Source organism: Allobosea lathyri (genome assembly GCF_900108245.1).
In the GTDB taxonomy this organism is placed as follows: domain Bacteria; phylum Pseudomonadota; class Alphaproteobacteria; order Rhizobiales; family Beijerinckiaceae; genus Allobosea; species Allobosea lathyri.
In genome coordinates, this window is the sequence record NZ_FNUY01000010.1 from 99933 (window position 1) to 125952 (window position 26020).

Consider the following 26020-nt stretch of genomic DNA (forward strand, 5'->3'; position numbering starts at 1 on the left):
CCTCGCGCGGGCAGCCTTTCCGCTTATGTCGAAGCGGCGGCCTTGGTCTTGGTTGCCTTCTTGGGGGCTGGTGGTGCGGGCGGCTCGGCTGCCTGCTTCGCCAGCCTCAGCGCTTTCAGCGCCTCGATCTTCTTGCGCGCCGCTGCCTCTTCGGCAGCAATCCGGCCGCTCGATTTCTGCTTCTCGCGCGGTGCTTCCTGAACACTATGCACATCGTGCCAGGCGCGTGGTCCGCGATCGTCCCCTGCCATTGGTGGTCTCCCTCTGTCACACACGCCGCGAACGCGGGAGCTTACGCGTGAACGCGTATGGATACGAGCGCCATTGCGGCCCGATAACGGTGAGTTGTACCGCCGCCGCTTCAGGCTAGCAGCGGCAAGACCAGCGCCATGGCGATGGCCAGCACCACGAGCGCCCGCATCAGAATGGCACCCTGGCTCGAAAACTGACTTTCCAGCGAACGTGAAAGAGCATGCATGAACGACTCCTGACAACGCGACAGGCTTACGTTCGGTCAGATATTTCCCCGCGACAAGTCAGATCTTTCCCCGCGACAAGTGGTGTGGAGCGCGAACTGTGGACAATTGGCAAAGCGAGCCGCTATCGCCTCTCGAAGTCCCGATGCACATCATGCGCGACGATGCCCGCGCCATCGGGCGGGATCGTGAGCCAGTCCTTGCGGGTCAGCGTCTGCCTGGTGTCCTCATAGCCGGACTTCCAGTGCTCCTGCATCGAGGTGCGCGAGAACTCGTAATCCTTGGCATGGCCCTCATAGGATTTCTGCTGGTAGATGAGCTGGAGGATGGTGTGCTCCGGCATCAGCGCCAGCTCGTCGCGCATCTCGCGCTCTTCGTCGCTCAGGCTGGCCTCCGGGATTTTGGCCAGCGCCTGATGCGTCTTCTTCTTCCAGTTCTGGATCAACGCGAACAGGTCGGTGGTGAGACGCGTGCGCGAGGAATAGGTGATGTCCTTCTGCCGGCCCATCACATCCTGCAGCGTGCGCGGCAGCGGCCCGCGCGCCGAGAACAGATCGACCTGGAAGATCAGCGAATTCAGCGTGTCGTCCTGGGCGAGCAGATGCTGCAGCGGCGTGTTGGAAACGATGCCGCCGTCCCAATAATGATCCGTACCGATCTGCACGGTCGGGAAGGCCGGCGGCAGCGCACCCGACGCCATGATATGCTCGGGCGCGATCGTCTCCTGGCTGTTGTCGAAATAGACGAAATTCCCGGAGGTCGCATTGACCGCGCCGACCGAGAACCGCACCGCCTGACTGTTGATCAGATCGAAATCGACCAGTTCCCGCAGCGTCTCGCGCAATGGCGCGGTATCGTAGAAGCTGGTGGCATCAGCCGCGCCGGCGGCCGCGACCCAGGGGCTGGTCCGGCGCGGCTCGAAAAAGCCGGGCTGCCCCAGCACGGTCGTGAATAATGACGAGGTCGCGTTGCGGGCCTGGCGGAAGATGTCACCTTCCGGCGTGAACCACCAGACCTTGCGGTCGGTGATGCGCTCCCAGAATGCCTGCAGCCGTTCCAGCCGGCGTTCGCGCGGGTTGCCGGCGATCAGCGCCGAATTGATCGCGCCGATCGAGACGCCGGAGACCCAGTCGGGCTCGATATCGGCTTCGTGCAGCGCCTGATAGACGCCGGCCTGATAGGCGCCGAGCGCCCCGCCGCCCTGCAGGACAAGCGCGATGCGGTCGCAGCGTTCCGGCCGCCAGCCGAGATAGCGACTTCCGGACAGGGATGCGGTCGAGGGAGCATTCATGGCGCCGATGTCCTCACAGTGTTCGCACTGCAGCAATCCTACTGCTGAGTGCCTCGAGGTGACAGCGATATGACGCATGCCGCCGGCCGTGCGCCGTCACTCTTCCGTCAACCAAGCTTCATCGCAACGTCAGCTTACACCGCCAGGTCTGAGGCACGGTTTTTGCGGCGCAGAGCGCGCCGGCCGATCGACAGTACAGCCGATCGACAATGCAGCCGATGGACAGCGCAGGAGAGCAGCATGCTGAAGGGCAAGACCGCCGTCGTCACCGGCTCGACCTCCGGCATCGGCCTGGCCATTGCCCGCGCCTATGCGCAGCAGGGCGCCAACATCGTCATCAACGGCTTCGGGGCGCCAGACGAGATCGAGCGGGAGCGCGCCGGCATCGAGGCCGATTTCGGCGTCAAGGCGCATTATTCTCCTGCCGACATGGCCCATGGCGGCGCCATCGCCACCATGATCGAGGAGACTGAGCGCGAATTCGGCTCCGTCGACATCCTCGTCAACAATGCCGGCATCCAGTTCGTCGCTCCGGTCGAGGAGTTTCCCGTCGAGAAATGGGACGCGATCATCGCGATCAACCTCTCGGCCGCCTTTCACGCGATTCGCGCGGCGCTGCCCGGCATGAAGCAGCGCAAATGGGGCCGCATCATCAACACCGCATCCGCGCACGCGCTCGTCGCCTCGCCGTTTAAATCGGCCTATGTCGCCGCCAAGCACGGCATTGCAGGGCTGACCAAGACGGTCGCGCTGGAAACGGCGACCTTCGGCATCACCGCCAACGCGATCTGCCCCGGCTATGTCTGGACGCCGCTGGTCGAGAAGCAGATCCCGGAGACCATGGCGGCGCGCGGCCTGACGAGGGATGAGGTCATCAACGACGTTCTGCTGCACGCGCAGCCGAGCCGGCAGTTCGTCACCAGTGAGGAGGTCGCGTCGCTGGCGGTCTTCCTGGCGTCGGATTCCGCGAAATCGATCACCGGTGTCATCCTGCCTATCGATGGCGGCTGGACCGCGCAGTAAGAGGGACGGACGCCATGAACCGCAAAGATATTCTCGACCTGCCATCGATGCCGCTGGCCGGCCCGAGCTATCCAGCCGGCCCCTATCGTTTCATCGACCGCGAATACATGGTCATCAGCTACGAGACCGATCCCGAGCTGATCCGCCATCATCTCCCCGAGCCGCTGGAGCCGCTCGCCCAGCCGATCGTCAACTACGAATGGATCAAGATGCCGGATTCATCCGGCTTCGGAGATTACACCGAGACCGGCATCGTCATCCCCTGCAAATTCGGCGACGAGGAGGTCAATTTCGTCTCGCAGATGTATCTCGATGTCGAGCCGCCGATCGCGGCTGGCCGTGAGATCTGGGGCTTCCCGAAGAAGCACGCGCACCCCAAGCTCGAACTGGTCAAGGACACGCTGACCGGCACGCTCGAATATGCCGGCCAGCAGGTCGCCATGGGCACGATGGGCTACAAGCATGAGAGTCTCGCCGGCAACGGCGTCAGGACCACCGCGATTCTCACCAAGACGCAGGTCAACCTGAAGATCATTCCCGGCGTCGATGGCGAGCCCGAGATCTGCCAGCTCGTGGCGCTGAACCTCACCGACATCACGGTGAAAGGCTCCTGGATCGGGCCCGGCCGCCTGCATCTCGTCCCGCATGTGAATGCGCCGGTGGCCGACCTGCCTGTACGCAAGGTGCTTGGCGCGCACCACTTCATCGCCGACCTGACGTTGCCCTTCGGCAGGAAGATCCATGATTACATGAAGGGGTGAGGGCGGCGGGCCGCGCCGCTCGCGATCGCCGGAATGGCCTCGACAGCGTCAGAGCCTCAAAGCCACTGAACGATGCTGCCCGGGCCGATCTGGTGCATGTCGATCTCGGTGTCGCTAAGGCGGCGCTCGAGCCGCAGTTTCGGATCCGGCAAGAGGCCCGGCTGCTGCGACACGACTTGAAGCGCAGCGGTTTCCGATTCCGCCTCGACGAAGAACACCTGTCGCCCGCTCGACGTCGACGACTTGACCTCGACCTGAAATGCTTTCGTCAAGCTCATCGCGTTTCCCTGCCTTGCGCGCATCGATCCAGCGGCGCCTCGACGCCCTGGGCAGCCCGCGCAAACAGCGAGCTGGTCAGCCGAGAATCTGGCGGCTCATCGGCTCCGTAGCACCTGCAGCCCAGGCAGCAAAGCCGAACGGTCAGGCGATTCGGGAGATGATGTCCACGAGAAGCGGGACGACACCGCCGGCGTCCTCCAGTGGCGCCGTGAACGTCACGATCTTTTCGCTGAAGGTCGTAATCGTGAGTTGAAGGGTGAAGCCGCCCGCACAGATCAGCTTCATCTCTTCCAGCATGGCTCGCGGCTCGATGCGGGCGATCCTGCCGGAAAACCAGCCTTCATACAGGCCCGGCCTGCGGGCGGGCTCGTAATTGTAGACACCTGCCACGCCACTGCCGCAGCGCGACACCAACCGACCTCTGCCTGTCACCATAGCAAGACTTCCAGTGGGGATTGGAGACCTTGGAGGCGGCCAATAGCTTATCGCCGGGCGGCTTTTCTATGTCCAAGCGAGCTGGGCGTCGGCTTGGCTGGGAGTTCGGCAGGCTATCCCGTTTCCCGCCCCGGCATCGTCGACACCGGTCTGGCCTTCGGTTCGCTTATGAGCGATCCGGCAGAATATTGATGGGGTTGGGTAAAATGGTCGGAGCGAGAGGATTCGAACCTCCGACCCCTTGTCCCCCAGACAAGTGCGCTAACCGGGCTGCGCTACGCTCCGACGGCTCGGCTTATAGTGTCGGGTCGGCGCGGATGCAATGCGCTTCGACCACTTGATTGCAAGAGATGTGTGGGTTCGTGCATTTGCCCCGGCGCGGCACAGGCCGATGCAGGTGCGATTAACCCTGGCTTAAGGCTTCGATTGCCGGCGCGGGCTTATGGCGACATCGTTCCGGCGGACGGGGAGGATTTTCAGGCGGAGAAGACGATGTCATTGGCGACTGCTGCCGTCGGTGGAACCAGGTCGAGCCAGCTCTCGCCCGCAAAGGCGACCGGCTCGGTCGCGAGCTTTTTCCGGGGCATCGTGCCGGATTGGCACTCGGACTGGGCCTGGGACCATTACGAGCCGACAATCCTGGCGCTGGCGCATCAGTTCGGCCTGCATCGTGTCTGCGAGATCGGCGGCGGGCGCGATCCCATGTTCTCGCGGGGCGAGGCCGCCAGACATGGCCTTGAATTGACCGTCAACGATATCGATGCCGGCGAACTGGCCCTGACGCCGGCCGGCCTCAAGACGGCGCGCTTCGATATTGCGGGCGATCTGTCGGAGCCCGACATCGCGCGCGGCGGTTATGACCTGATGGTTTCGCGCATGGTTTTCGAGCATGTCGGCGATGTCGAGCGCGCCTGGACCAACATCCACGCTCTGCTGGCGCCCGGCGGTGTCGCGCTGGCCTTCATCCCGACGCTGTGGGCGCCGGTCTTCGCGCTCAACCACATCCTGCCCGAGAAGGCCTCGCGCGCGATCGTGCATGCGCTCTTTCCGGCGCGGCGCGATGGCGGTGGCGCCCCCAAATTTCCAGCGCTCTACGATTGGTGCCGTGGCAGCCGCTCGCGGCTGGAGCCGATGCTGAACCGCGCCGGCTTTCGCGACGTCCATATCCAGCGCTTCTGGGGACATGACTATTTCAAGCGCATGCCCGGGCTGAAGCAGGCCGACCACGCTTTCAACGCGCTGGCCGCCAGGATCGGCTGGGATTTCGTGACAACCTACGCCTATGTCGTCGTGCGCAAGGACAAGGCCTGAGCGTCGCTTTCGGGTGGAAACCCAGTGGGTTCTACCTGAAATTTGAATCAGTTTCTTATCTGACGACGGGCGCGGTCTGCTGGCAATCGGCCGCCCGCATTGTTCCTGCTTTCGCTCTATTGCCGCGCGCCGCTTGCGGGGCAGTGGCCGGCACCGGCAATGCGGCCAGGCCCCAGACCAGGCCGAGCATGAGGTAGAGATGGCGCCAGTGGTCGGTGTCGATCTGGAGCCCCTGCAGGATCGTCACGAACAGCACCGACCACAGGACGATGGCGTGATTCTGCCAGGGGGTGCGCAGGAAGACGAGCCGCCAGCCGACATAGCAGGTCGCCGCCATCAGTCCGAGCCAGGCGAAGCCGCCGAGCCAGCCATAGGACGCGAAGGCGTTGATGTAGACGTTGTGCGGGTCCTCGGGAAAGAACTTGCGGAAGCGCAGGGGCCCGAAGCCGTTGGGCGCGTCGAGCAGCAGCGGGATCGAGCGCAGCTGGTTGCCGAAGCGCCCCGTGACGCCCTGGTCGTAGCTCTGGTCGAGGCTGGCGCGGGTCTCGAAGACGTCGCGGATGTTCTCGAAGGACAGCGCGATCAGCAGCGCGATGATGACGAGCATCAGGGCCGCGAGCGTCAGGAACACGATGCGGGTGCGCCGCGAGGCGCTGGGCGAGGTGAGGAAGGTCAGCGCCACCATCAGCAGGCTTGCTGCGACGAGATTGCCCCAGGCGCCGCGCGAGAAGGTCAGGAAGAGCGCCGCCAGCGGCAGGCTCATCGCGATCAGGCCGCGAACAAGTCCCACCCGGCCGATCAGGACATGGTGAAGCGCATAGAGGATCGGCAGCACGAGGAAGGGGCCGAGCACGTTGGGGTCCTTGAAGGTTCCCGAGGCGCGTCCATACAAGGTGAAGGGCCCGCTCAGGCCGGCAATGTCGAAATAACCGAGAATTGCGGCGAAGCTCGCGCACCAGGCGGCGAAGAGATAGCCCTTCCGCAGCGTCTCCAGCCGGCCGTAAGCATCCTCGGCCATGATCGCGGCAAGGAAGATCGCGGTGATCATCAGGTAGACGGAGACTGCGGTGAAGCGAACCGAGTCCGGATCGTCCATCCAGGGAATCAGGGAGAACGTTCCGCCGATATTGTAGATGAGCAGCAGCACTGCCATCGGCAGCAGCTTCTGCGAGAAGCGGATGCCGGTCAGCGCGAAGACGAAGACGACGAGCAGGAAGGCGACTTCATAGGGCGAAGGCTCGACCAGCGCGACGCCGCTCGATGCGGTCAGCAGCCAGAGCGCGCCGCGCTTGATCGCGGCATAGGAGATCGTCAGGCCGCGTCGGCGGCCCGTTTCGCTTGCCCCGTGGTCGGCCAGCGCGCTCAATAAGCGTTCTCATTCTTGGTCATCAGCGAGAACGGGGTCTTGAGCAGGATGTACAGGTCGAGCAGCACCGACCAGTTCTCGATGTAGTAGAGGTCGTGCTCGACGCGCCGCTGGATCTTGTCCTCGGTGTCGGTTTCGCCGCGCCAGCCATTGATCTGCGCCCAGCCGGTGATGCCGGGCTTGACCTTGTGGCGCGCGAAATAACCGTCGACGACCTGCTCATAGGCGCGGTTGGACGCGGTCGCATGGATCGCGTGCGGGCGCGGCCCGACCAGCGAGAGATTGCCCTTGAACACTACGTTGAACAGCTGCGGCAGTTCATCGAGCGAGGTCTTGCGGATGAAGCGGCCGACGCCGGTGACGCGCGGGTCGTCCCGGGTGACCTGCTTGGCGGCGGCGAAGTCGCTCATCTCATGATAGAGCGAGCGAAACTTGAGCACCTCGACCATTTCATTGTTGAAGCCGTAGCGCTTCTGGCGAAACAGCACTGGCCCCTTCGAATTCATTTTGATCGCGATCGCCGTCGCCAGCATCACCGGCGAGAGTGCGATCAGCGCCAGCGTGCCGACGAGCTTGTCGAACATCCATTTGACGACGATGTCCCAATCGGCGATCGGCCGGTCGAAGACGTCGAGCACGGGCACTGCGCCAAAATACGAATAGGAGCGCGGCCGGAACCTGAGCTTCGACATATGCGCGGAGAGGCGGATGTCGATCGGCAGGATCCAGAGCTTGCGCAGCATGGTGAGAAGGCGCGCCTCGGCCGAGATCGGTAGCGTGAATATCACCAGGTCGAGCTTGGTGCGCCGCGCGAACTCGACGAGGTCGTCGATGGTGCCGAGCTTGGGATAGCCGGCGACGAGATCGGGCGAGCGGTCGTCATTGCGGTCGTCGAAGACGCCGCAGATGCGCAGGCCGGTGTCGCGCTGCGCCTCCAGCGCCCGGATCAGCGCCTCGCCCGCCTCGCCACCGCCGACGATGGCGGTGCGTCGTTCGAGGCGGCCGGAACGGGTCAGATAGCGGACGCCGAGCGTGACGAAAAAGCGCTCCCCCAGCAGCGCGGCGACGCCGGACGCATAGAAGCCGAGCAGCCAGACGCGCGAGACCTGGTCGCCGATCTTCAGAAAGAAGAAGATCGCAAGCGTGATCAGGAAAAGCATGGTCCAGCCCGTCACCAGCCGGACCGCGGCGGCGACGAAGTTGCGGAGCGCTCCGACATGATAGAGTTGCAGCGCCTGGAAGCAGCCGAGCGTGCCGATGGCCAGAGCCGGGATCGTGATCTGATAGGGCAGGAAGTTGTCGACATTGCCGGCGGCGTAAAGCCAGTAGATCAGCCCGCCGGCCAGGATGACGGCGAGCGCGTCGAAGAGCCTGACGCAGCCTTCGATCATGATCGGCGAGAGCGTCGGCTTGACCGGTATCGCGGCAATGCGTTCGGCCAGCGGATGGAAAGCGCGTGTCGCGCCGCCAAGGCTTGGGCCGAACATATCCGGAGTGGCCGAGGCGGCCGCGTCCGCCTTGATCATATCGCGGACATCGAAAGCACCCATGACGCGTATCCCTGACCCGGACGGCGTCGCCGAGGCACGCCGATCCCGCCTGTCACATATCTGAAATTGTTCACGGAAGACTTAATCGGAACACTCGTTGTTTTCCGGGATCGAGGCCGCCGGGACCCGTCCGCCGGCGCCTGAATGAGCCCTCAAAACGGTTCTTTTTTCGGTGATTGCGAAATCTCGATTTTCCCTCGTGGCGCCAAGGTATTAGCGCGGGTTTTCCGAGGGCGTTCAAGTCACTGTTTTGCTGCTGTTCTGCGCGTCCCAAGTCGTTTTGAGTTGACGCAAAGCAGTGTTTCGGGCATATCTGCCTGCGATGAGTGTCTGAGAAGCACATTTTTACGCGCCTGATGTCCTTGGCCTTTCCGGCTGTTGGGCGGACGCTGTGCTGCTTTCGGTGAGGTAGTCACCGAGAGCGTTTTATCCGGAACTCTGATTTAAAACTCGAACTTTTGCTGAGCTGCCCGGCATCGCCCCCGCGATGTCCAGTGATGGCTTCGCCTGTGTGCAACATGTCTTTCCATTGGTTGATTCTGCTCGCGGCCATCGCCGTCGAGATCGCCGCGACGACCGCGCTGAAGTCGGTCGTCTCCGCGCCCTGGTTGATTACTTTGGCCCCGCTCATCCTGATCGGGCTGTCATTCGCCCTGCTCAGCGTCGCGCTGCGCGTCATCCCTCTGGCGGTCGCCTATGCCGTCTGGGAGGGTCTCGGCATCGTCGGCATCGCCGCCACCGGTCATCTCATGTTCGGTGAGCATCTCACGCCGGGTCGCATCCTGGCGCTGGCGGCGATCATCGCCGGCATCGTGCTGCTCGAGCGTGGCGTGGCGCATGGAACAGAGGAGAACGACGGGAGGCTCGCGTGATCACGCCCCTCCTGCCGCAGACGCTGGCCATCGTCTGGCTGGCTCTGGCGGTCGTTCTCGAAGTCTGCGGAACCTATCTGCTGAAACTCTCCGACGGCATGAAGCATCGCCTGTCGGGCGGGTTTGGTGTCGTGCTGGTCGTGGGTGCCTTCGCCGCGCTGGCTCAGGCCATCCGGGGCATGGACCTCTCGGTCGCCTATGCCGTCTGGGGTGGCGCCGGTCTGGTGATCACCGCGATCGTCGGCGCGCTCGCCTTCGGCCAGCGCATCCGGCCTTCGGGCTGGGCCGGGATCGTGCTCGTCATCGTCGGTGTGGTCGCCTTGAAGCTGATGTGAGCACGAGAAGGCGCGTCGGTCCGGCGCGTTTTCCGCTTCACTGCATCGATCCGAAAAGCCGAATGCGATCTAGCTCAGCTTGCGAGCGGCCATCGCGTCGCGATAGGCCGCGATCACGCCGTCGACCATCGCGTCGATGCGGAAATTCTGGCGGACATTGGCTGCGAGATCCGTGGCCACTGCCCGCCGCTCGGCCTCCGGAAGGGCAAGGATCGCGGCGATCGCGTCTGCCAGGATGACCGGCTCGTCTGGTGCGATCAGCCTGTGCCTGTGATCCGGGCCGTAGATCTCCTTGATGCCGCCGACATCGGTGGAGATCAGCGGCTGTGCTGCGGCCGCTGCCTCCAGGATGACATAGGGCAGGGATTCGGCCCGCGACGGGATCACCATGACATGAGCTCGCGAAAGCGCCTTGCGGATCGGTCCTGGCGGTTCGAAGACGCATTGCGCCGCGATGCCGCGATCGACCGTCAGTGCCCGCAGCACGGCTTCGTCGGGTCCGGAGCCGACGATCAGGATGCGAGGTGTCAGGGCATCGCGCGTCTTCAGCAGGCTGAGCGCGTCGATCAGCGTGTCGACGCCCTTGGCCGAGCGCAACTCGCCGAGATAGAGCAGGTCGAAGCTCGCCGCGCTGTGGTCGATCGGCTCGAACTCGGCTTCGGATACGCCGTTCAGCACGATCCGGTGCGCGGTGCGCGGCACGTGCCCGATATGGGCCTCGAAACGGCCCGCGATGAAGCGGCTCTCGAACAGGAACATGTCGGTGGCGCGCTCAAGGAGGCGCTCGACGGCCATATAGACCTTATGTTCGGTGCCGCCGGGCTTGTAGTTGAAGCTTCCACCATGGGGCGTATAGGCGGTGATATAGCGCCGTCCGGGGCTGACCAGGGCCGGCAGCCGTCCATAGACGCCTCCCTTCGAGCCGTGGCAATGGATGACGTCGGGCTTGAGCCTGGCGCGGGCGGAGATCTCGCTCATCTGCGCCTTGGCGTCCATCGCGCTGGGATAGCGCGACATCGGCACGCGGATGATGCCCAGATCGAGCGTAGCCAAAAGTTCGGCGAAGACGTCGTCGGCGCGGGTGCCTCCGGTCGTCGAGTCGCAGAAGATGCCAACATGGTGCCCGCGTTGCGCCTGTCCGCGCGCGACATCCAGCACATGACGGAACAGTCCGCCGAGCGGCGCCCGGAAGACATGGAGAATCCGCAGCGGGCGCGTATCGGAAGCGTCCGACATCAAAGACCCCCCGGCCGGATCAGAACCAGCGTTCTTTGATGACGATCGTGTCGCCCGGCTGCACCGCATAGGTGATCGGCACGGTCGCGGTCACCAGCTGGTCCTCGACCTGCCGTGTCACCTCGGCATAGGAGCGCTGGCCTCGCGGCGTGAAGCCCCCGGCGATCGCGACTGCCGTCTGGACCGTCATGCCATGGACAAAGGGGAACTGGCCGGAATTGGTCACTTCGCCGAGCACGAAGAAGGGGCGGTAGGTGTCGACCTCGACCGAGACCTTCGGCTCGCGCAGATAGCCGGCGCGCAGCCGCTGTTCGATCGCCTTCTCGAGCTGCTGCGTGCTGCGCCCCTGTGCGTCGATCGCGTCGATCAGCGGCATCGAGATCCGGCCCGAGCCATCGACCGAGTAGATGTTCGACAGGTTGTCCTGGCCGAAGACGATGATGCGCAGGCGGTCGCCGCTGGCGAGCTTGTAGGGGCCGCTCGGCTGCGCGAGCGCGATGCCCGACGCATCGTAGCGCGGCGCGCAGGCGCCTGCCGTCATTGCGACGGCCAGAGCGAGAGAGGCGAGACGTCGACTCATCACTGGCGATACCCATGCGGAAACATGGCCGCAGTGTTAGGCGTCATATGGTTAACAAAGGCTTCAGCCTCGCGATCTCGTTCTGGCGGCGAAATCGCGTTCTTAACTCGCCACTAACCTTACTGAGCTTTCATTGACGCTGCGTCCTGTCCAGGGCGCGAGAGTTTTGCGTGAATGGATGGGTCATGACCGCTCACACCGAGAGCCATGCGCGAGAGGCGGCCACGCGAGAGACCGGCCAGGGGCGCGGCGACATGCTCGATCTGTCGGCCCTCTGGGCGGCGATCAAGCGGCGCAAGCTCTGGATCATCGGGCCGACCGTGGCCGTGCTCGGCCTGTCCTTCGTCGCGGTCAATCTGGTTCCGGCGCGCTACACCGGTGAGGCGCGCATCCTGCTGGAGAATCGCGGCAGCTTTTTCACGCTGCCCGGGCAGGCGGGTTCCGAAAGCTCGGGCCAGCAGTTCGACTCCGAGGCCGTCCAGAGCCAGGTCCAGCTGATCATGTCGCGTGATCTGGCTCGCGAGGCGATCAGGCGGATCGGTCTCGTCGGCAATTCCGAGTTCGACTCGGGCGCAGGCGCAATGAATGCGGTGAGGAAGATCGGCGTCCTCGTCGGCCTGGGTTCCCATCCGGCCGACCGTTCGCCGGAGGATCGCGTGCTCGAAAAGTATTTCGAGCGCCTGCTGGTCTATCCCGTCGGGCGCTCGCGCATCGTCGCCGTCGAGTTCACCTCGCAGGATCCGGCGCTGGCGGCCAGGGGCGCCAACGCCATCGCCAATGTCTATCTGGAGATGCAGGAGGCGGCCAAGCAGGACACCGCTCGCAGCGCCTCCTCCTGGCTCTCGACGACGATCGAGCCGTTGCGCAAACGTGTCGCCGAGGCCGAGGCCAAGGTCGAGGAATACCGCTCGCGCAATGGCCTGCTCGTCGGCGCCAACAACGCCACGATCACCTCGCAGCAGCTTGGCGATCTCTCGACCCAGCTCTCGGCGGCCCGCAGCCAGCAGGCCGAGGCGCAGGCCAAGGCCGGCCTCATCCGCGACGCGATCAAGCAGGGCCGCACCTTCGAGATCCCCGACGTCGCCAATAACGAGCTGGTCCGGCGCCTGATCGAGCAGCGGGTCAACCTGCGTGCCCAGATCGCGCTGGAATCCCGCAACCTTCTCTCCGAGCATCCGCGCATCAAGGAGCTCAACGCCCAGCTTGCCGATCTCGAAGGGCAGCTGCGCGCGGCGTCCGAGCGCACCGTGCGCACGCTCGAGAACGAGGCTAAGATCGCCGGCCAGCGTGTCGAGAGCTTCACGGCCGCGCTCGACGGCCAGAAGAAGAATGTCTCCACCGCCAATGACAGCGAAGTGCAGCTGCGCGCGCTGGAGCGCGAGGCCCGCACCCTGCGCGAGCAGCTCGAACAGTACATGCTGCGTTATCGCGAGGCCGTCGCCCGCGACGCCCAGAATGCGACTCCGGCCGATGCACGCGTGATCTCGCGCGCCGTCGAGCCGGTGGAGCCGTCCTTCCCCAAGAAGCTGCCGACGATGCTCGTCGCGACGCTGGCGACCTTCCTCGCCTCGCTTGCGACTGTCGTGTCGCGTGAACTGCTCAATGGCCAGGGCAACGCCACGCCCGAGCCTCGCCGCGCGCCCGGTTGGGTTGGCGGCGCAGCGTCAGGACAGGCACCCGCCAGCGCCGGCGGCCGCAACGATCCGCGCCGCGAACGCGTCGCCGGCCTCCTGACCCATGGCGGACGCCTTGGCCAGATCACGCTCGATCTCGACTACCCCGAGCAGACCCTGGCCGAACTCGCTGAACGCATCGACGAGCCCCCGCGTGGCATGGCGCCGCTTGTCCTTGTGCTGGATGGCGGCGGTCCTGGCGCGACCACGCCGCGCGATCTGGCCGAACTGCTCTCTCAGCGCTGCCGCTGCATCATCGTCGATCTCACCTCCGACGATGCGCGCAGCGAGCCCGGCTTCTCTGAGTTGCTCGCCGGCGAGGCGCTGTTCTCCGACATCATCATGCGCGAGCCCGGCTCGCGGCTGCATCGCATCGGCCCCGGCCGCGCTGGCCGCGACGCGGTCCTGGCCGCGCCCGATCTCGTCGAGGCCGCGCTCGACGCGCTCTGCGAGACCTATGACTGGGTGCTCGTCGCTGCGGCCTCGAATGACGCCAACGCCGTGCTCGCCCCGGTTGCCGGCCGTGCGCAGGGCGGGCTCGTCATGACCGGACAGGTCGGCAACGGCCACGCCGTGGAAACGGCCTATCGCATGGCCGAGCTGATGAAGGCGCCGGTCGCGCTGGTGCTCGATGCGAGCGGCGGCATCACCATCCCGCTCGACAGCCGGCAGCGCGACGAAGCTGAGGTTTGAGGCGGAAATCCCGCGTCCCCGGGGGCGTTCCAGACCGCAGCCCTCATCCTGAGGAGCCGCGAAAGCGGCGTCTCGAAGGATGGTTCGAGAGTGCGCTGGACCCTCCTTCGAGACGCGCCTCCGGCGCTCCTCAGAGCCTGGCCGATAATGTATTGAATGATCTCAGTCGGTTGGAATTTCGCATCGAAACGGGCGGTCATCCCGGGCGACCGCAGGGAGACCCGGGATCCATGCCTGAACCTTTCGGAATCAACGTTCCGGAATGGATCCCGGATCTTCGCTTCGCTACGTCCGGGATGACCACGCCTCTTTTGCCGATACTCAAGCTCTTGAAAACAAGTCCATCATTATCGGCCAGGCTCTCAGGATGAGGGCCGCGGGGGGATCGACGCTATTCGTCGGCGCCCCGGACCGCGCCACGTTTCATCCAGCCCGAGACACGATGGGCGAGCTTCAGCGCGACGGGCGAGGCCTTGATCCAGCGCTTGCCGGCGCGCTTCGCCTGGGCAAATGCCGAAAAGGCGCTCCCCTTCAGCGTCAGCGGCAGGAAGGTGTCGACCAGCTCGTCGCGATCGTCGCAGATCGTCGTCTTGTAACGGGCCTCGCCGACGCCGAGATCGAACACATCGATGCCGTCGCGGCATTTCAGCCTGATCAGCTCGACCAGCAGGATTTCGCCTGGGCTGCTCTTGGCGGTTTCGCTGGCCATGTCGAAGGAGGTCGCCATCCCCGAAAAGCGCCCGCCCTGTACAGCGCCGACATAGGTCGCGACCGAGCGGCCGTTCAGGTCGAGCGTGTAGAGTTCGAGCGTCGGCGCGCGCTCCGCGACCGGCCGGGCGGCCTGTTCGAGGAAGCCGCGCATCGCCGGTTCCGCAAACGGGTCGGGCACGCCCATCGCCTTGAAGCGCTCGGACTTCTGTTCGAGGAAAGCGTCGATCACCCGTGAAATCTCGGCGGGGCTCCGGGCCTTGATCAATTCTGACGGGCCATAGCTGCCGAAGCGGTTGCGCTTGTTCTTCAGCTTCTTCTGGGCATGGCTGCTCATCGAGCGCCGCAGCGTGCCCTCGGCGTCGCCGGGGATCAGAGCAAGCTTGTAGGCGCCGCTGGGGCTAGGCCCCGCCGCTAGCAAGGCCGTCGGGTTGGGCACGCCCTGCCACATCGTCGGCTGGTTGACGAAGACGAAGGCATCGAGCCCGCCGATCGCCTTGCCGATATCGACGAGCATCGTGCGGGCCGAGCCGGCATCGAGTGCGGCGGCGAACTCGGGACGATAGATCCCCATATGGTAGTTGGCGTGCTTGCCGCCGATGAATTCGGCAAATCGGATGCAATTGCGGCGCGTCACGACGAGCGGCAGGATCGCGAGCAGCCCGTTGCCGGCATCGCGCAACGTGACATAGCGGAACGCCATGCCATGGGCCGCGCCGACGGTCTCGACGAAGGGGCGCACCCACCCATAGGCCTGATACGGCGTCACCAGCGCGCGCTCTTCCAGGGCACGCCAGTCGGCCTCGATCGCGGCGATATCGGAGACGACCGTGATCGCACGCCAGGGCAGAGTCGTGCCCGCGCTCCGGCTTTCGGTGCGCGATGGAGCCGAAGGATGTTCGGCGAGTGCGGACATGCTCAAGGCGGCCTCTGCGAGCAAACGATACGCCCTCTTAACCGGCCATTGTGAACAGACCGGTCAAACTTCATAGGTTCGATGCCAGCATCGGCGAACAGCGTTACCGAGCGGTTGCCACGGATATCCCATGAATCTGCGCCATCACGCCTTCTCCGCCGTCTTCAAGGCGATCGCGCTGAGCCGCGCCGACCGCTGGGGCAGGGGCCTCTCGCAAGGGGCAGGCGTCATCCTGACGCTGCATCATGTCAGGCCGCGACGCACTGCCGGCTTCCAGCCCAATGGCCTGCTGGAGATCACGCCCGAATTCCTCGACAGCGCGCTGACCCTGATCCGCACTGAGGGCTACGACCTCGTCTCGCTCGACGATGCCGTTATCCGGTTGAAGAACCCGAAACCGGGCCGCTTCTTCGTCGCATTGACCTTCGACGACGGCTACCGCGACAATATCGAGCATGCCTGGCCGGTGCTGGCGAAGCACAATGCCCCCTGGACACTCTTCGTCACGCCGGGCTTCGCCGAACGCAGCGCCCGGCTCTGGTGGCTCGAACTGGAGGAGGCGATCCGCGCGCTGCCGCGCCTAGGCCTGTCGCTGCCCGATGGCGAGTTCGCCGCCCGGACGGAGAGCGATGCCGAGAAGCAGCGCGCCTTCGACCGGCTCTACTGGCGCCTTCGCAAACAGCCGGAAGCGATTCTGCTCTCAGCGATTTCCGAACTCGCGCAACAGGCTGGAATCGACGCCGCGGCGCTCGTCGAGCGTGAATGCCTGCCCTGGGAGACGCTGCGCTCGCTCTCGGGCGCGCCGGGCGTCACCATCGGTGCGCATACGCTGAGCCATCCGATGCTGGCGAAGCACGCTACCGATTTCTCCCGGCGCGAGATCGTCGAGAGCAAGGCGCGGCTCGAGGCAGAGCTCGGCATGCCCATCCGCCATTTCGCCTATCCGGTCGGCGACCCGACCTCGGCCGGCCCGCGCGAATTCGCCATGGCGCAGGCGGCCGGCTTCACCAGCGCCGTGACGACGCGGCCGGGGCATCTGTTCCCGGGGCATGCAGCCCATCTGCATGCCCTTCCGCGCGTCTCGCTGAACGGTCTGCACCAAACGCAGGAGGCTGTCCGGGCGCTGCTGTCGGGACTGCCCTTCCTGCTCTGGAACCGCGGGCGGAAGGTCCATGTGGTTTGAAGCTTGCCGTCATTGCGAGCGCAGCGAAGCAATCGAGCACTACGCCCTGAACGCTGGATTGCTTCGCTGCGCTCGCAATGACGAAGCCAACCAGATCTCAAACCTCGTCCTTGCGCTCCATCCACTTGATCAGCGGCAGCAGCGGCAACACCCAGGCGAGCCCCAGCGCGATATAGGCGATGGTCTGCACCAGTTTCGGCGCATCGGTGATCCGCCCCTGCGCCAGCGCCATTGCAACCAGCGCGTAGACGCAGACGAAGACCAGGATAGCGACCGTACCGATCAGCTTGCGGTGGCTTTGGGTCATGGCGATCTCCATCGCGACTGCGGCAATGCGGGCGTTGTCGCGCTTTTGCGACGGGTCTATCTGTCACCGGCGACAGCGCTTGTGAAGCGTGACACATGCGACAGAAGGCTCCGCCTGCGTGACAATAGCTCTGGATCAGCCGCTTGTTGAGACGAAACCGGCTTCCGGCCATGCCGGCATCCGCCGCTGGCTCTGGCTCGTCGCCGCGCTCGTCTTCGTCATGGTCGTCGTCGGCGGCGCCACGCGGCTGACGGGATCGGGCCTCTCGATCACCGAATGGAAGCCGATCACCGGCGCCCTGCCGCCCCTGTCGACGGAAAGTTGGGCCGCCGAATTCGAGAAGTACCGCGCGAGCCCGCAATACCAGCTGCTCAACAGCGGCATGAGCCTGGGCGAGTTCCAGTTCATCTACTGGTGGGAATGGGGCCATCGCCAGCTCGGCCGCTTCATCGGCTTCGTGTTCCTGGCCGGTTTCCTCGTCGTGGCGCTGCGCCGGCTGCTGCCCTGGCGGCGCACGCTGACCCTGTTCGGCATGGGCCTGCTGCTGGGCCTGCAGGGCGCGATCGGCTGGATCATGGTGGCCTCGGGGCTGGAGCCCGGCATGGTCGCGGTCGCGCCGGTGAAGCTGACGCTGCATCTGACCTTCGCCGGCCTGTTCTTCGCCTCCGTCGTCGCCTTCGCGGTGTCGCTGACGCCGCCACGGCGGATCGAGCAGGCGAGGGCGCGCGGCGCGGCCTGGGCATTGCTGGCATTGACCTTCGTCCAGATAGCGCTCGGCGGCCTGGTCGCCGGCTCCAAGGCGGGTCTGACCTTCAACACCTGGCCGCTGATGGATGGCGCCTTGGTGCCGCCCTCATCGACGCTGTTCGCGCAGTCGCCCTTCTGGGAAAATTTCGTCGATAACGTCGCTTTGGTTCAGTTCAATCACCGGCTCGGCGCCTATCTGCTGCTGGCGCTGGCGCTCTGGCACGTCGTCGCGCTGCGTCGGGCGGCGCCGGGTTCGGGCGGTGCCAAACGGGCGACCGCGATCGCCGGCATGACGCTGGCGCAAGGCCTGCTCGGCATCGTCACGCTACTGCTGGCGGTGCCGATCTGGGCAGGGCTGGCGCATCAGGCGCTCGCCTTCATGGTGCTGGCGATGACGGTGGTGCATGTGACGCGCAGTAGCCTCCTTCTCCCCTTGGGGGAGAAGGTCCCGGCAGGGGGATGAGGGCGCTCCGACTGGGTGCGCCCTCCTTCCCTCATCCGTCAGCGCTTCGCGCTGCCACCTTCTCCCCCGAGGGGAGAAGGATTCAGACGAGCGCCTGATCGAGATCGTCGATCAGATCGGCGACGTCCTCCAGCCCGATCGACAGCCGCACCACCTCCGGCCCGGCGCCCGACGCGGTCTTCTGCGCATCGGTCAGCTGGCGGTGGGTGGTCGAGGCCGGGTGGATCACCAGCGAGCGGGTGTCGCCGATATTGGCCAGATGCGAGAACAGCTTGAGGTTCGAGACCAGCTTGACGCCGGCATCATAGCCGCCCTTGAGGCCGAAGGTCAGAACCGCGCCGGCGCCCTTGGGGCAATAGCGCTTGGCAAGCTCGTGATACTTGCTGTCCGGCAGGCTGGCATAGCTCACCCATTCGACAGCCGGGTGGTCTGCCAGATGTTTCGCGACCGTCAGCGTGTTCTCGCAATGCCTCTGCATACGCAGCGGCAGGGTCTCGATGCCCGTCAGGATCAGGAAGGCGTTGAAGGGCGAGAGCGCCGGGCCCATGTCGCGCAGGCCGAGCACGCGGGTCGCGATGGCGAAGGCGAAGTTGCCGAAAGTCTCGCCCAGAACCATGCCGTTATATTCCGGACGCGGCTTGGAGAGCATCGGATAGCGCTCGTCGCCGACCCAGTTGAACGAGCCGCCATCGACGATGATGCCGCCGACCGAATTGCCGTGCCCGCCCAGGAACTTCGTCGCCGAATGCACCACGATGTCGGCGCCGTGCTCGAAGGGGCGGATCAGATAGGGGCTGGCCATCGTGTTGTCGACGATGAGCGGGATGTTGTGCTTCCTTGCGATCGCCGCGATGCCGGCGATGTCGACGACGACGCCGCCGGGATTGGCGATCGATTCGATGAAGATCGCCTTGGTCTTGGGCGTAACCGCTGCGGCGAAGCTCTCAAGATCGTCGGAATCGGCCCAGATCACGTTCCAGCCGAAATTCTTGTAGGAGTGGTTGAACTGGTTGATCGAGCCGCCATAGAGCTTCTTGGCGGCGACGAACTCGTCGCCCGGCTGCATCAGCGCGTGGAAGCACAGGAACTCGGCCGCGTGGCCGGACGCGACTGCGAGCGCGGCCGTGCCGCCCTCGAGTGCCGCGACGCGCTCCTCCAGCACCGCATTGGTCGGGTTGCCGATGCGGCTGTAGATATTGCCGAAAGCCTGCAGGCCGAACAGCGACGCGGCATGGTCGACATCGTCGAAGACGAAGGACGTCGTCTGGTAGATCGGCGTCGCGCGCGCGCCGGTGGCGGCGTCGGGTGCTGCGCCCGCATGAATGGCGAGCGTATGGAATCCCGGTGCGCGGTCTGACATGGCGTGCTCCCTGAAAATATCTGATTTGATCTGACTATGAGATGAGGCGTTCGTTTTAACGAACGCATCTGGCGGCGTCAATTCAAGGACGGGGCGTCAGCTCCGGCCCGATATGCTCCGGCCGCACGCCCATGCCGACCATCCGTGCCGGAATTCGGCGCAGCGCCGGAAACCATTTCAGCAACCGAAGCACGAAAGGCGGGCGGACAGGCGCTGCGCCCGCCAGCAGCGGCGTGATCACCCGGTTCTGGATCGCGATCTGCATTGCCTGCGTCACCTTGGTCGGGAACATCCTGCGCCCCTGCACGGCGGCGAGATCGACATCGCTCAGCCGTTTTTCGCGCAGCGGAGCCGCCAGCCGGTTCGCTGCGGCAACTGCATCCTGGATCGCCAGGTTCACGCCGACGCCGCCGATCGGCGACATCGCATGGGCGGCGTCGCCGATGCAGATGAGGCCCGGCTTCCACCAGCGTGCAAGCCTGTCGACCGCGACCGAGAGCAGCTTGATGTCGTCCCAGCCCTTCAGCTCGGCAACGCGGTCGGCGAGTGAAGGGGAGAGCGCGACGAGGTTTTGGCGGAACGCTTCGAGACCCGCCGCACGCAGCTGCTCCAGCGAGCCCTTGGGAATGACGAAGGCGCATTGCCAATAGTCGCCGCGATTGAGCATCACCATGAAGCGACCCTGCGCGACCTGCCCGAAGGTCTGGTTGTCGTCGCCGGATTTGCGCGAGAGGCGAAACCACAGCACGTCGATCGGCGCGCCGAGCGTGGTCACGGCAAAGCCGGCCGCCTGACGGATATCGGAATGGCGCCCATCGGCCGCGACGACGAGATCGGCCTTGATCGAGATCTCGCGCTCCGGCGTCCGCGCCTTCAGGCCGACGACGCGGCCGCCAGCGCTGATCGGCGCCTCGCCCCTGGTGTTCATCAGCAGGCGGAAACGCGGTAGCTCCCGGCCGCGATCGGCCAGGAAATCGAGAAAATCCCATTGCGGCATGAAAGCGATATAGGGCGCCTTCACCGACAGATGGCTGAAATCGGCAATCGGAATGGCCTCGCTGCCGAAGCGGGCGACAATGTGTCTTTCCTTGGTGTGGGGCAGCTTGAGGAATTCGTCGAGCAGGCCGAGCTCATGCATCAGCTGCATCGTCGAGGGGTGGATCGTGTCGCCCCGGAAATCGCGCAGGAAGTCGGCGTGTTTCTCCAGCACGATCACGTCGATGCCGGCCCTCGCGAGCAGGAAGCCGAGCATCATCCCGGCCGGGCCGCCGCCGGCGATGCAGCAGGTCGTGGTGAGGTCTGCCATGCTCAGCCTCCTGCCTTCGCTCTCCATTTCAACCCTGAGCCCTCATCCTGAGGAGCCGCGGAACGCGGCGTCTCGAAGGATGCTCCAGATGCCTCCCGAGTCTGCTGAAGCATCCTTCGAGACGCAAGCCTACGGCTTGCTCCTCAGGATGAGGGCTGTGGTTGGGAGATGGTCGGGTCAAGCCCGACCATGACGCACGCCTCACGTCCCCGGGCGGTGGATCGTCAGCTTCTGGAAGCCCTTGCCCGCGAGCACGGGTTTCTTCGACGAGAGAATACGCGAATTGATGCCCTGCCAGCCGATTTCGCCGGACAGCCGGCCATACTCGATCTTGGGGCAGCGGTTCATGATCACCGTCAGGCCCTTCGCCTCGGCCCGCGCGGCGGCTTCGTCATTGCGCACCGAAAGCTGCATCCAGATCACCTTGGGCAACGGGTCGAGCGCCAGCGCCTCGTCGGTGATCCGGCCGGCGGCCTCCGAATTGCGGAAGATCTCGACCATGTCGATCGCGCCGGGGATGTCCTTCAGGGAGCCGTAGACGGTCTTGCCCAGCAGGGTCTGCCCGGCGAGACCTGGATTGACCGGGATCACGTCATAGCCACGATCGAGCAGGTATTTGGTCACGATCCAGCTTGGCCGCGCCTCGTTGCTGGAGGCGCCGACGAGCGCGATGCGCTTGACGCTCTTCAAAATGTCGCGGATCAGGCTGTCGGAATAGGAGTCGTGGTTCAAGGCGCTGAATCCAAAGGCGAAAAGAGCTGCACCCGGCGGGAGCGACGCTCACGATTGCGCAGGTCCGAACACAGCTTCGCCACTCTTTTTTGCTTCACTCAGGCCACGGGGAGAACCCGGGGCTGTTCATCGCGAAAGGAGGGCCTGCCATGTGCGATTACAGTCTGCATCATGTGATGTCTACTCCAGCCAAAGTTGGCGATGTGCTGAAATCGACCAGCTTCTCCAACTCGGGTACGCGTGGCTTCTGCGTCGCCGCTCAACCGGCTGTCGCGGTCTGCGTGCTTCCCGGCACGGAGTTGGCGTTCGACAACGACATCGAATGCGATCGGCTGGTCGGCTTCCTGCCGCATCGCAAGATCGCGGCGCGGGTCGGACGCTTCCGTCAGGTGGATCCCGACAACCCCTATGTGCATCATGACGCGATCGAACTGCCCGATGGGCAGATCATCATGGTGACGAACCTCTCCGAAGGACAGAGGGTGACCGTGCTGCAACTGCCGGCCGTCCCGCAGCCTGAGGGCGAGGCCAAGGCGTTGCCGGCGGAAGACGCGCTGCCGCAGGCGCAAGAGCTGCCGAAGCAGGAACGCGCAACCACCTGAGGACGCGGCGGACCGTCTTGAGCGGCGGGCCGGGAGGCCCGTCGCGCAGGTGATCTCCTCTCGCGAGCACATGTCGCGTGGTCAGGGTTCGCGCCAGACCGGCGCGCGCTTTTCCATGAACGCGCCGATGCCTTCCTCGGCATCGCGCGCCAGCATATTCTCGACCATCACCGCCGCGGCATGATCATAGGCCGCAGCAAGCCCCATCTCGCGCTGCTCATAGAAGGCGCGCTTGCCGATCTTGACCGTCGCGGGGGATTTGGACGCGATCACGGCGGCGAGCCGCTGCGCTTCTGCCAGAGCCTGACCGGCCGCCACGACGCGATTGACCAGCCCCATGCGCGCGGCCTCCTCGGCCGGCACCATCTCGCCGAGCAACAGCATTTCGAGCGCATGCTTGGCAGCGAGATTGCGCGAGAGCGCCACCATCGGCGTCGAGCAGAACAGGCCGATATGGACGCCGGGCGTACAGAAGCGAGCCTCCGCACCGGCCACCGCGAGGTCGCAGCTTGCAACCAGTTGGCACCCGGCCGCCGTCGCCGTGCCCTCCACGGCTGCAATCACCGGCTGGGGCAGGTTCATGACCTGCTGCATCACACCAGAGCAACGGCCGAGAATATCGGTGAAATAGGCGCGGCCCCTGTCGGCGTCGGCGCGGTGCGCGCTCATCTCCTTGAGGTCGTGCCCGGCTGAAAACACCGGGCCCGCCGCGCTCAGCACCACGACGCGGACCGAACGGTCGGCCGCGATCGCCGTGAAGGCCTCGGCCAGAGCCGCCAGCATCGCCTCGCTCAAAGGGTTGCGCGATTGCGGGCGGTTCAGCGTCAGCGTTGCTATTCCACCCGCATCCTCGCGCAGCAGCACGGGCGCGGCATCGGGCTTGTGATGGGCGTTCATGGGCTCGGCCTTTCGCGTCTGTTCCTATTGTCGCGGCCGGACTGCCATGCTGCAAGGGACAGAACGTCTCGCCAGCCTCCGGTTCCCTGCATGACAACCCGCATGACCGCCTCCCAGATCGAGGATTATCTCGATCAGGTTTTCCCGCAGCTCCATTTTGGCGGCCGGACCTATTTCGTCGAAGAGGTCGGGCCGATGAGCGCCCGCATGCGCTGCGACTATCATGAGCGGCACCTGCGCCCTGGCGGCACCATTTCCGGGCCGACCATGATGGCCCTGGCCGATCTTGCGCTTTACGTCGCGATCCTCGCCCAGATCGGCCCGGTCGGCCTCGCAGTGACGACGAGCCTCAACTACAATTTCCTGCGCAAGCCCGGTCAGGCGGCCCTGATCGGCGAAGCGAAGCTGCTCAAGCTCGGCAAGCGGCTGGCGGTGGGGGAGGTCGCTCTGTTCTCGCAGGGCGAGAGCGAGATGGTCTGCCATGCGACGGGGACGTATTCGATTCCCGCAGAGCGATAGAGCCTGACGGTTTCACGCGTTTTGACGGAACCACACCGTCATTCCGGGGCTTCGCAAAGCGAAGAGCCCGGAACCCATAACCGATGCCGGTGCGGATGAAGCGCGCCCAGGTCGGTGCCTCAGTGAAGCCGCGCGCCGGTTATGGGTTCCGGGCTCAGCCCTGCGGGCTGCCCCGGAATGACGCCGTGGCTCCATGGAGACTCAGTCATCATGCGCGCGCCGGCCTATTGCTTGACGGGCAACGGCTCCAGCCCCGTCTTCTTGATGACGGGCGCGGAGTCCGCCGAACCAAGGCAGGCGATCAACTTCTTGGCGGCTTCAGGCTCTTTCGATCCGGCCGCGAGCCCGGCCGAGAATACCGTCACGCGCTGGACCTCCTCCGGCAGCGTGCCGACGAAATCCAGCCCATCGATCGAGATCAGCTCGCTGACCTGCTGGAAGCCGAGCTCGGCTTCGCCGCGCACCACCACCGTGCCGACGCGCTCGCTGAAAATCTTCTTCGATTTCGCCATCACCGCCCCGCTCGGATCGAGCTTGGGGAACAGTTCCTCGGAGAGATAGGTCCCGCTGGCGCTCGCAGAATAGGCGATCGACTTCGCGTTCATCAGCGTCTTCTTCAGCGCCTCGACACTGGAGATGTCGGGCTTGGGCGCGCCGGCCTTGACCGACAGCCCGATCGCCGAGCGCACCAGATCGACCCGGCTGCCGGGAATGCCCTTGCCATCCTGTGCGAGCTTGTCGAAGGCCTCGGCCGCAAGGATGACGACATCGGCCGGCTCACCCCTGGCCAGCCGGTTCGGGATGGCGTCAGGCGCGGCCCCCATCGAAGCGCCATAGGCGCTGACCACTTTCTGGCCGATCTTGACCTCGCAGCCGGCGACGAGCTCCTTGTAAGCAGCGGTGAAGCCCCCGGAACTGATCACGTGGACCTCGGCGGCGGCCGCCGAGATCGCGGCGAGAGACGCGGCGGTCCCCAGGATGGCGGCGAGAAACGAAGCTAGCGTGTTCTTATGCATCAGGTTTTCCTCCTGCCGCAGGATCGCGCAACCGCGTCGGGAAACGCAAGCTCAGGGTGCGGACATAATGCGTCGAGCATAGTACGGTATCCAAATACCGTTTCCGGCATCCTCTTTCAGAATATGAGTTTTCTGGCGCGATGAAGAGATACGGAGTGCTTGACATCGCCCCCGCCCGCCCTTAGTCCCGGCCTCACATCGCCGCCGGTCTCCGGCGGCTTGTCATTTTCTCTCAAGCCACCGAAGGGGTGCCCGCGATGAAGACCATCTCGCTCAAGCCCGCCGATGTCGAAAAGAAATGGGTTGTGATCGACGCCTCCGGGCTCGTCGTCGGCCGTCTCGCCTCCGTTGTGGCGATGCGTCTTCGCGGCAAGCACAAGGCCGCCTACACTCCCCATGTCGACTGCGGCGACAACATCATCGTCATCAATGCCGACAAGGTCGTCCTGACCGGCCGTAAGCGCGACCAGAAGGTGTACTACCACCACACCGGTTACGCTGGCGGCATCAAGGAGCGTTCGGCCAAGTTCATCCTCGAAGGCCGCTTCCCGGAGCGGATCGTCGAGAAGGCCATCGAGCGCATGCTGCCGCGCGGGCCGCTGTTCCGCCAGATCCTCGGCAACCTGCGTGTCTACAAGGGCGCTGAGCATCCCCACGCAGCCCAGTCGCCGGAGGCGCTCGACGTCGCCGCGCTCAACCGCAAGAATGCGAGGGTCTGATAATGGCCGAGGTTCTTCAGTCTCTCGAGCAGCTCGGCCAGGTCGCCAAGACCGCGCAGCCGGATGCTCCCGTCCACGTCAAGAAGATCGACGCGCAGGGCCGCGCCTATGCCACCGGCAAGCGCAAGAACGCCATCGCCCGCGTCTGGATCAAGCCCGGCTCGGGTAAGATCACGGTCAACACCCGTGACCAGGAAGTCTACTTTGCGCGCCCCGTGCTGCGCATGGTCCTGCAGCAGCCGCTGCAGCATGTCGATCGCCTGACCCAGTACGACGTCGTCGTCACGGTCAAGGGCGGCGGCCTCTCCGGCCAGGCCGGTGCAGTTCGCCACGGCATCTCCAAGGCACTGACCTTCTATGAGCCCGAGCTTCGCGGCCCGCTCAAGAAGGAAGGCTTCCTGACCCGCGATTCGCGTGTCGTCGAGCGTAAGAAGTTCGGTAAGGCCAAGGCCCGCCGCAGCTTCCAATTCTCGAAGCGCTGATCGCACTCTTCGCAAGAGTCGAAAATTCGGAAGGGTTGGCAGCAATGCCAACCCTTTTTTCGTTTGGGGTCGCGGCCTGTCGTGACTCCGACATCATTTCCGTATTCGGCTGACATGCATGGGCGCGGCATCCATCCATGTCGCAGTCGCGCGACGACTGCGACATGGATTAGTCTCGCGTA

27 protein-coding genes and 1 tRNA gene are annotated in these 26020 nt (G+C 64.9%); 12 read left to right on the forward strand and 16 right to left on the reverse strand.

Going from position 1 to position 26020, the window contains the following annotated elements; translation table 11 throughout:
- Positions 1–23: 23 nt before the first annotated feature.
- Together C4S73_RS21395 and C4S73_RS21400 are read right to left on the reverse strand one after the other, a co-directional pair.
- Positions 24–251: a hypothetical protein gene (locus C4S73_RS21395; protein ID WP_103874561.1), complete on the reverse strand. Its 228-nt coding sequence runs from the start codon at positions 249–251 to the stop codon at positions 24–26.
- A gap of 349 nt (positions 252–600) precedes the next feature.
- A complete protein-coding gene (locus C4S73_RS21400; RefSeq protein WP_103874562.1) occupies positions 601–1767 on the reverse strand; it encodes a patatin-like phospholipase family protein in 1167 nt (388 codons plus the stop codon).
- A gap of 240 nt (positions 1768–2007) precedes the next feature.
- Here C4S73_RS21400 and C4S73_RS21405 point away from each other — a divergent pair, with 240 nt between their 5' ends.
- Positions 2008–2790 carry a 3-hydroxybutyrate dehydrogenase gene (locus tag C4S73_RS21405; protein WP_103874563.1) on the forward strand — a complete coding sequence of 261 codons (783 nt, stop codon included), beginning with the start codon at positions 2008–2010 and terminating at the stop codon, positions 2788–2790.
- Positions 2791–2804: 14 nt separating this feature from the next.
- Positions 2805–3551 (forward strand): acetoacetate decarboxylase, encoded by a 747-nt coding sequence (locus C4S73_RS21410; RefSeq protein WP_103874564.1) that lies wholly within the window; start codon positions 2805–2807, stop codon positions 3549–3551.
- A 56-nt stretch (positions 3552–3607) separates the two neighbouring features.
- On the opposite strand, the gene C4S73_RS21415 is transcribed toward C4S73_RS21410, so the two are convergent.
- The 3 genes from C4S73_RS21415 to C4S73_RS21425 all read right to left on the reverse strand — a co-directional run bounded on the left by C4S73_RS21415 (position 3608) and on the right by C4S73_RS21425 (position 4550).
- Positions 3608–3829, reverse strand: coding sequence for a hypothetical protein (locus C4S73_RS21415; RefSeq protein WP_103874565.1), 222 nt, complete (start codon positions 3827–3829; stop codon positions 3608–3610).
- Between the two features lie 142 nt (positions 3830–3971).
- Positions 3972–4265, reverse strand: coding sequence for a hypothetical protein (locus C4S73_RS21420; protein WP_146071458.1), 294 nt, complete (start codon positions 4263–4265; stop codon positions 3972–3974).
- A gap of 207 nt (positions 4266–4472) precedes the next feature.
- A tRNA-Pro gene (locus C4S73_RS21425) sits at positions 4473–4550 on the reverse strand.
- Positions 4551–4757: 207 nt separating this feature from the next.
- On the opposite strand from C4S73_RS21425, the gene C4S73_RS21430 reads away from it, so the two are divergent.
- Entirely contained in the window at positions 4758–5576 is an 819-nt protein-coding gene (locus tag C4S73_RS21430; protein WP_146071459.1) for a class I SAM-dependent methyltransferase, read from the forward strand.
- A 55-nt stretch (positions 5577–5631) separates the two neighbouring features.
- Here the strand turns inward: C4S73_RS21430 and C4S73_RS21435 are convergent, their stop codons facing one another.
- Together C4S73_RS21435 and C4S73_RS21440 are read right to left on the reverse strand one after the other, a co-directional pair.
- Positions 5632–6942 carry an O-antigen ligase family protein gene (locus C4S73_RS21435; protein WP_103874568.1) on the reverse strand — a complete coding sequence of 437 codons (1311 nt, stop codon included), beginning with the start codon at positions 6940–6942 and terminating at the stop codon, positions 5632–5634.
- Positions 6939–8492: an undecaprenyl-phosphate glucose phosphotransferase gene (locus tag C4S73_RS21440; RefSeq protein ID WP_103874569.1), complete on the reverse strand. Its 1554-nt coding sequence runs from the start codon at positions 8490–8492 to the stop codon at positions 6939–6941. Before C4S73_RS21440 ends, C4S73_RS21435 begins: the two co-directional genes overlap by 4 nt.
- Before the next feature lie 518 nt (positions 8493–9010).
- On the opposite strand from C4S73_RS21440, the gene C4S73_RS21445 reads away from it, so the two are divergent.
- Both C4S73_RS21445 and mdtI read left to right on the forward strand, forming a co-directional pair.
- Positions 9011–9364 carry a DMT family transporter gene (locus tag C4S73_RS21445; protein WP_103874570.1) on the forward strand — a complete coding sequence of 118 codons (354 nt, stop codon included), beginning with the start codon at positions 9011–9013 and terminating at the stop codon, positions 9362–9364.
- Positions 9361–9699 (forward strand): multidrug/spermidine efflux SMR transporter subunit MdtI, encoded by a 339-nt coding sequence (mdtI, locus tag C4S73_RS21450; RefSeq protein ID WP_200828070.1) that lies wholly within the window; start codon positions 9361–9363, stop codon positions 9697–9699. Before C4S73_RS21445 ends, mdtI begins: the two co-directional genes overlap by 4 nt.
- Before the next feature lie 69 nt (positions 9700–9768).
- Here the strand turns inward: mdtI and C4S73_RS21455 are convergent, their stop codons facing one another.
- A complete protein-coding gene (locus C4S73_RS21455) occupies positions 9769–10935 on the reverse strand; it encodes a glycosyltransferase family 4 protein (RefSeq protein ID WP_103874571.1) in 1167 nt (388 codons plus the stop codon).
- A gap of 19 nt (positions 10936–10954) precedes the next feature.
- The gene (locus C4S73_RS21460) at positions 10955–11515 is read right to left on the reverse strand and encodes a polysaccharide biosynthesis/export family protein (protein ID WP_103874572.1); all 561 of its coding nucleotides are present in this window, start codon (positions 11513–11515) and stop codon (positions 10955–10957) included.
- A gap of 185 nt (positions 11516–11700) precedes the next feature.
- Here C4S73_RS21460 and C4S73_RS21465 point away from each other — a divergent pair, with 185 nt between their 5' ends.
- A complete protein-coding gene (locus C4S73_RS21465) occupies positions 11701–13881 on the forward strand; it encodes a GumC family protein (RefSeq protein WP_103874573.1) in 2181 nt (726 codons plus the stop codon).
- A 391-nt stretch (positions 13882–14272) separates the two neighbouring features.
- Here C4S73_RS21465 and C4S73_RS21470 read toward each other — a convergent pair whose 3' ends face one another.
- Positions 14273–15505 carry a GNAT family N-acetyltransferase gene (locus tag C4S73_RS21470; protein WP_103874574.1) on the reverse strand — a complete coding sequence of 411 codons (1233 nt, stop codon included), beginning with the start codon at positions 15503–15505 and terminating at the stop codon, positions 14273–14275.
- A gap of 130 nt (positions 15506–15635) precedes the next feature.
- Between C4S73_RS21470 and C4S73_RS21475 the strand changes: the two genes are divergently transcribed.
- Entirely contained in the window at positions 15636–16688 is a 1053-nt protein-coding gene (locus C4S73_RS21475) for a polysaccharide deacetylase family protein (protein WP_103874575.1), read from the forward strand.
- 97 nt (positions 16689–16785) lie between these two features.
- Here C4S73_RS21475 and C4S73_RS21480 read toward each other — a convergent pair whose 3' ends face one another.
- Positions 16786–16995, reverse strand: a complete 210-nt coding sequence (locus tag C4S73_RS21480) for a DUF2842 domain-containing protein (protein ID WP_103874666.1) — start codon at positions 16993–16995, stop codon at positions 16786–16788.
- Between the two features lie 118 nt (positions 16996–17113).
- Here C4S73_RS21480 and C4S73_RS21485 point away from each other — a divergent pair, with 118 nt between their 5' ends.
- Positions 17114–18205 carry a COX15/CtaA family protein gene (locus tag C4S73_RS21485; protein WP_342210588.1) on the forward strand — a complete coding sequence of 364 codons (1092 nt, stop codon included), beginning with the start codon at positions 17114–17116 and terminating at the stop codon, positions 18203–18205.
- A gap of 82 nt (positions 18206–18287) precedes the next feature.
- Here the strand turns inward: C4S73_RS21485 and C4S73_RS21490 are convergent, their stop codons facing one another.
- The 3 genes from C4S73_RS21490 to C4S73_RS21500 form a co-directional block, all read right to left on the reverse strand.
- Entirely contained in the window at positions 18288–19565 is a 1278-nt protein-coding gene (locus C4S73_RS21490) for an O-acetylhomoserine aminocarboxypropyltransferase (protein WP_103874576.1), read from the reverse strand.
- Positions 19566–19647: 82 nt separating this feature from the next.
- The gene (locus C4S73_RS21495) at positions 19648–20871 is read right to left on the reverse strand and encodes an FAD-dependent oxidoreductase (protein ID WP_103874669.1); all 1224 of its coding nucleotides are present in this window, start codon (positions 20869–20871) and stop codon (positions 19648–19650) included.
- 201 nt (positions 20872–21072) lie between these two features.
- Positions 21073–21603 (reverse strand): CoA-binding protein, encoded by a 531-nt coding sequence (locus C4S73_RS21500; protein ID WP_103874577.1) that lies wholly within the window; start codon positions 21601–21603, stop codon positions 21073–21075.
- A gap of 149 nt (positions 21604–21752) precedes the next feature.
- Between C4S73_RS21500 and C4S73_RS21505 the strand changes: the two genes are divergently transcribed.
- The gene (locus tag C4S73_RS21505; protein WP_244595713.1) at positions 21753–22205 is read left to right on the forward strand and encodes a hypothetical protein; all 453 of its coding nucleotides are present in this window, start codon (positions 21753–21755) and stop codon (positions 22203–22205) included.
- Between the two features lie 81 nt (positions 22206–22286).
- Here C4S73_RS21505 and C4S73_RS21510 read toward each other — a convergent pair whose 3' ends face one another.
- Positions 22287–23102, reverse strand: coding sequence for an enoyl-CoA hydratase (locus C4S73_RS21510; RefSeq protein WP_103874578.1), 816 nt, complete (start codon positions 23100–23102; stop codon positions 22287–22289).
- 102 nt (positions 23103–23204) lie between these two features.
- Here C4S73_RS21510 and C4S73_RS21515 point away from each other — a divergent pair, with 102 nt between their 5' ends.
- Positions 23205–23621, forward strand: coding sequence for a PaaI family thioesterase (locus C4S73_RS21515; RefSeq protein WP_103874579.1), 417 nt, complete (start codon positions 23205–23207; stop codon positions 23619–23621).
- A gap of 224 nt (positions 23622–23845) precedes the next feature.
- Here the strand turns inward: C4S73_RS21515 and C4S73_RS21520 are convergent, their stop codons facing one another.
- The gene (locus C4S73_RS21520) at positions 23846–24637 is read right to left on the reverse strand and encodes a substrate-binding domain-containing protein (protein ID WP_103874580.1); all 792 of its coding nucleotides are present in this window, start codon (positions 24635–24637) and stop codon (positions 23846–23848) included.
- Between the two features lie 257 nt (positions 24638–24894).
- Between C4S73_RS21520 and rplM the strand changes: the two genes are divergently transcribed.
- A complete protein-coding gene (rplM, locus tag C4S73_RS21525) occupies positions 24895–25356 on the forward strand; it encodes a 50S ribosomal protein L13 (RefSeq protein ID WP_103874581.1) in 462 nt (153 codons plus the stop codon).
- Between the two features lie 2 nt (positions 25357–25358).
- Positions 25359–25838, forward strand: a complete 480-nt coding sequence (rpsI, locus tag C4S73_RS21530; protein WP_103874582.1) for a 30S ribosomal protein S9 — start codon at positions 25359–25361, stop codon at positions 25836–25838.
- The last annotated feature ends 182 nt before the right edge of the window (positions 25839–26020 follow it).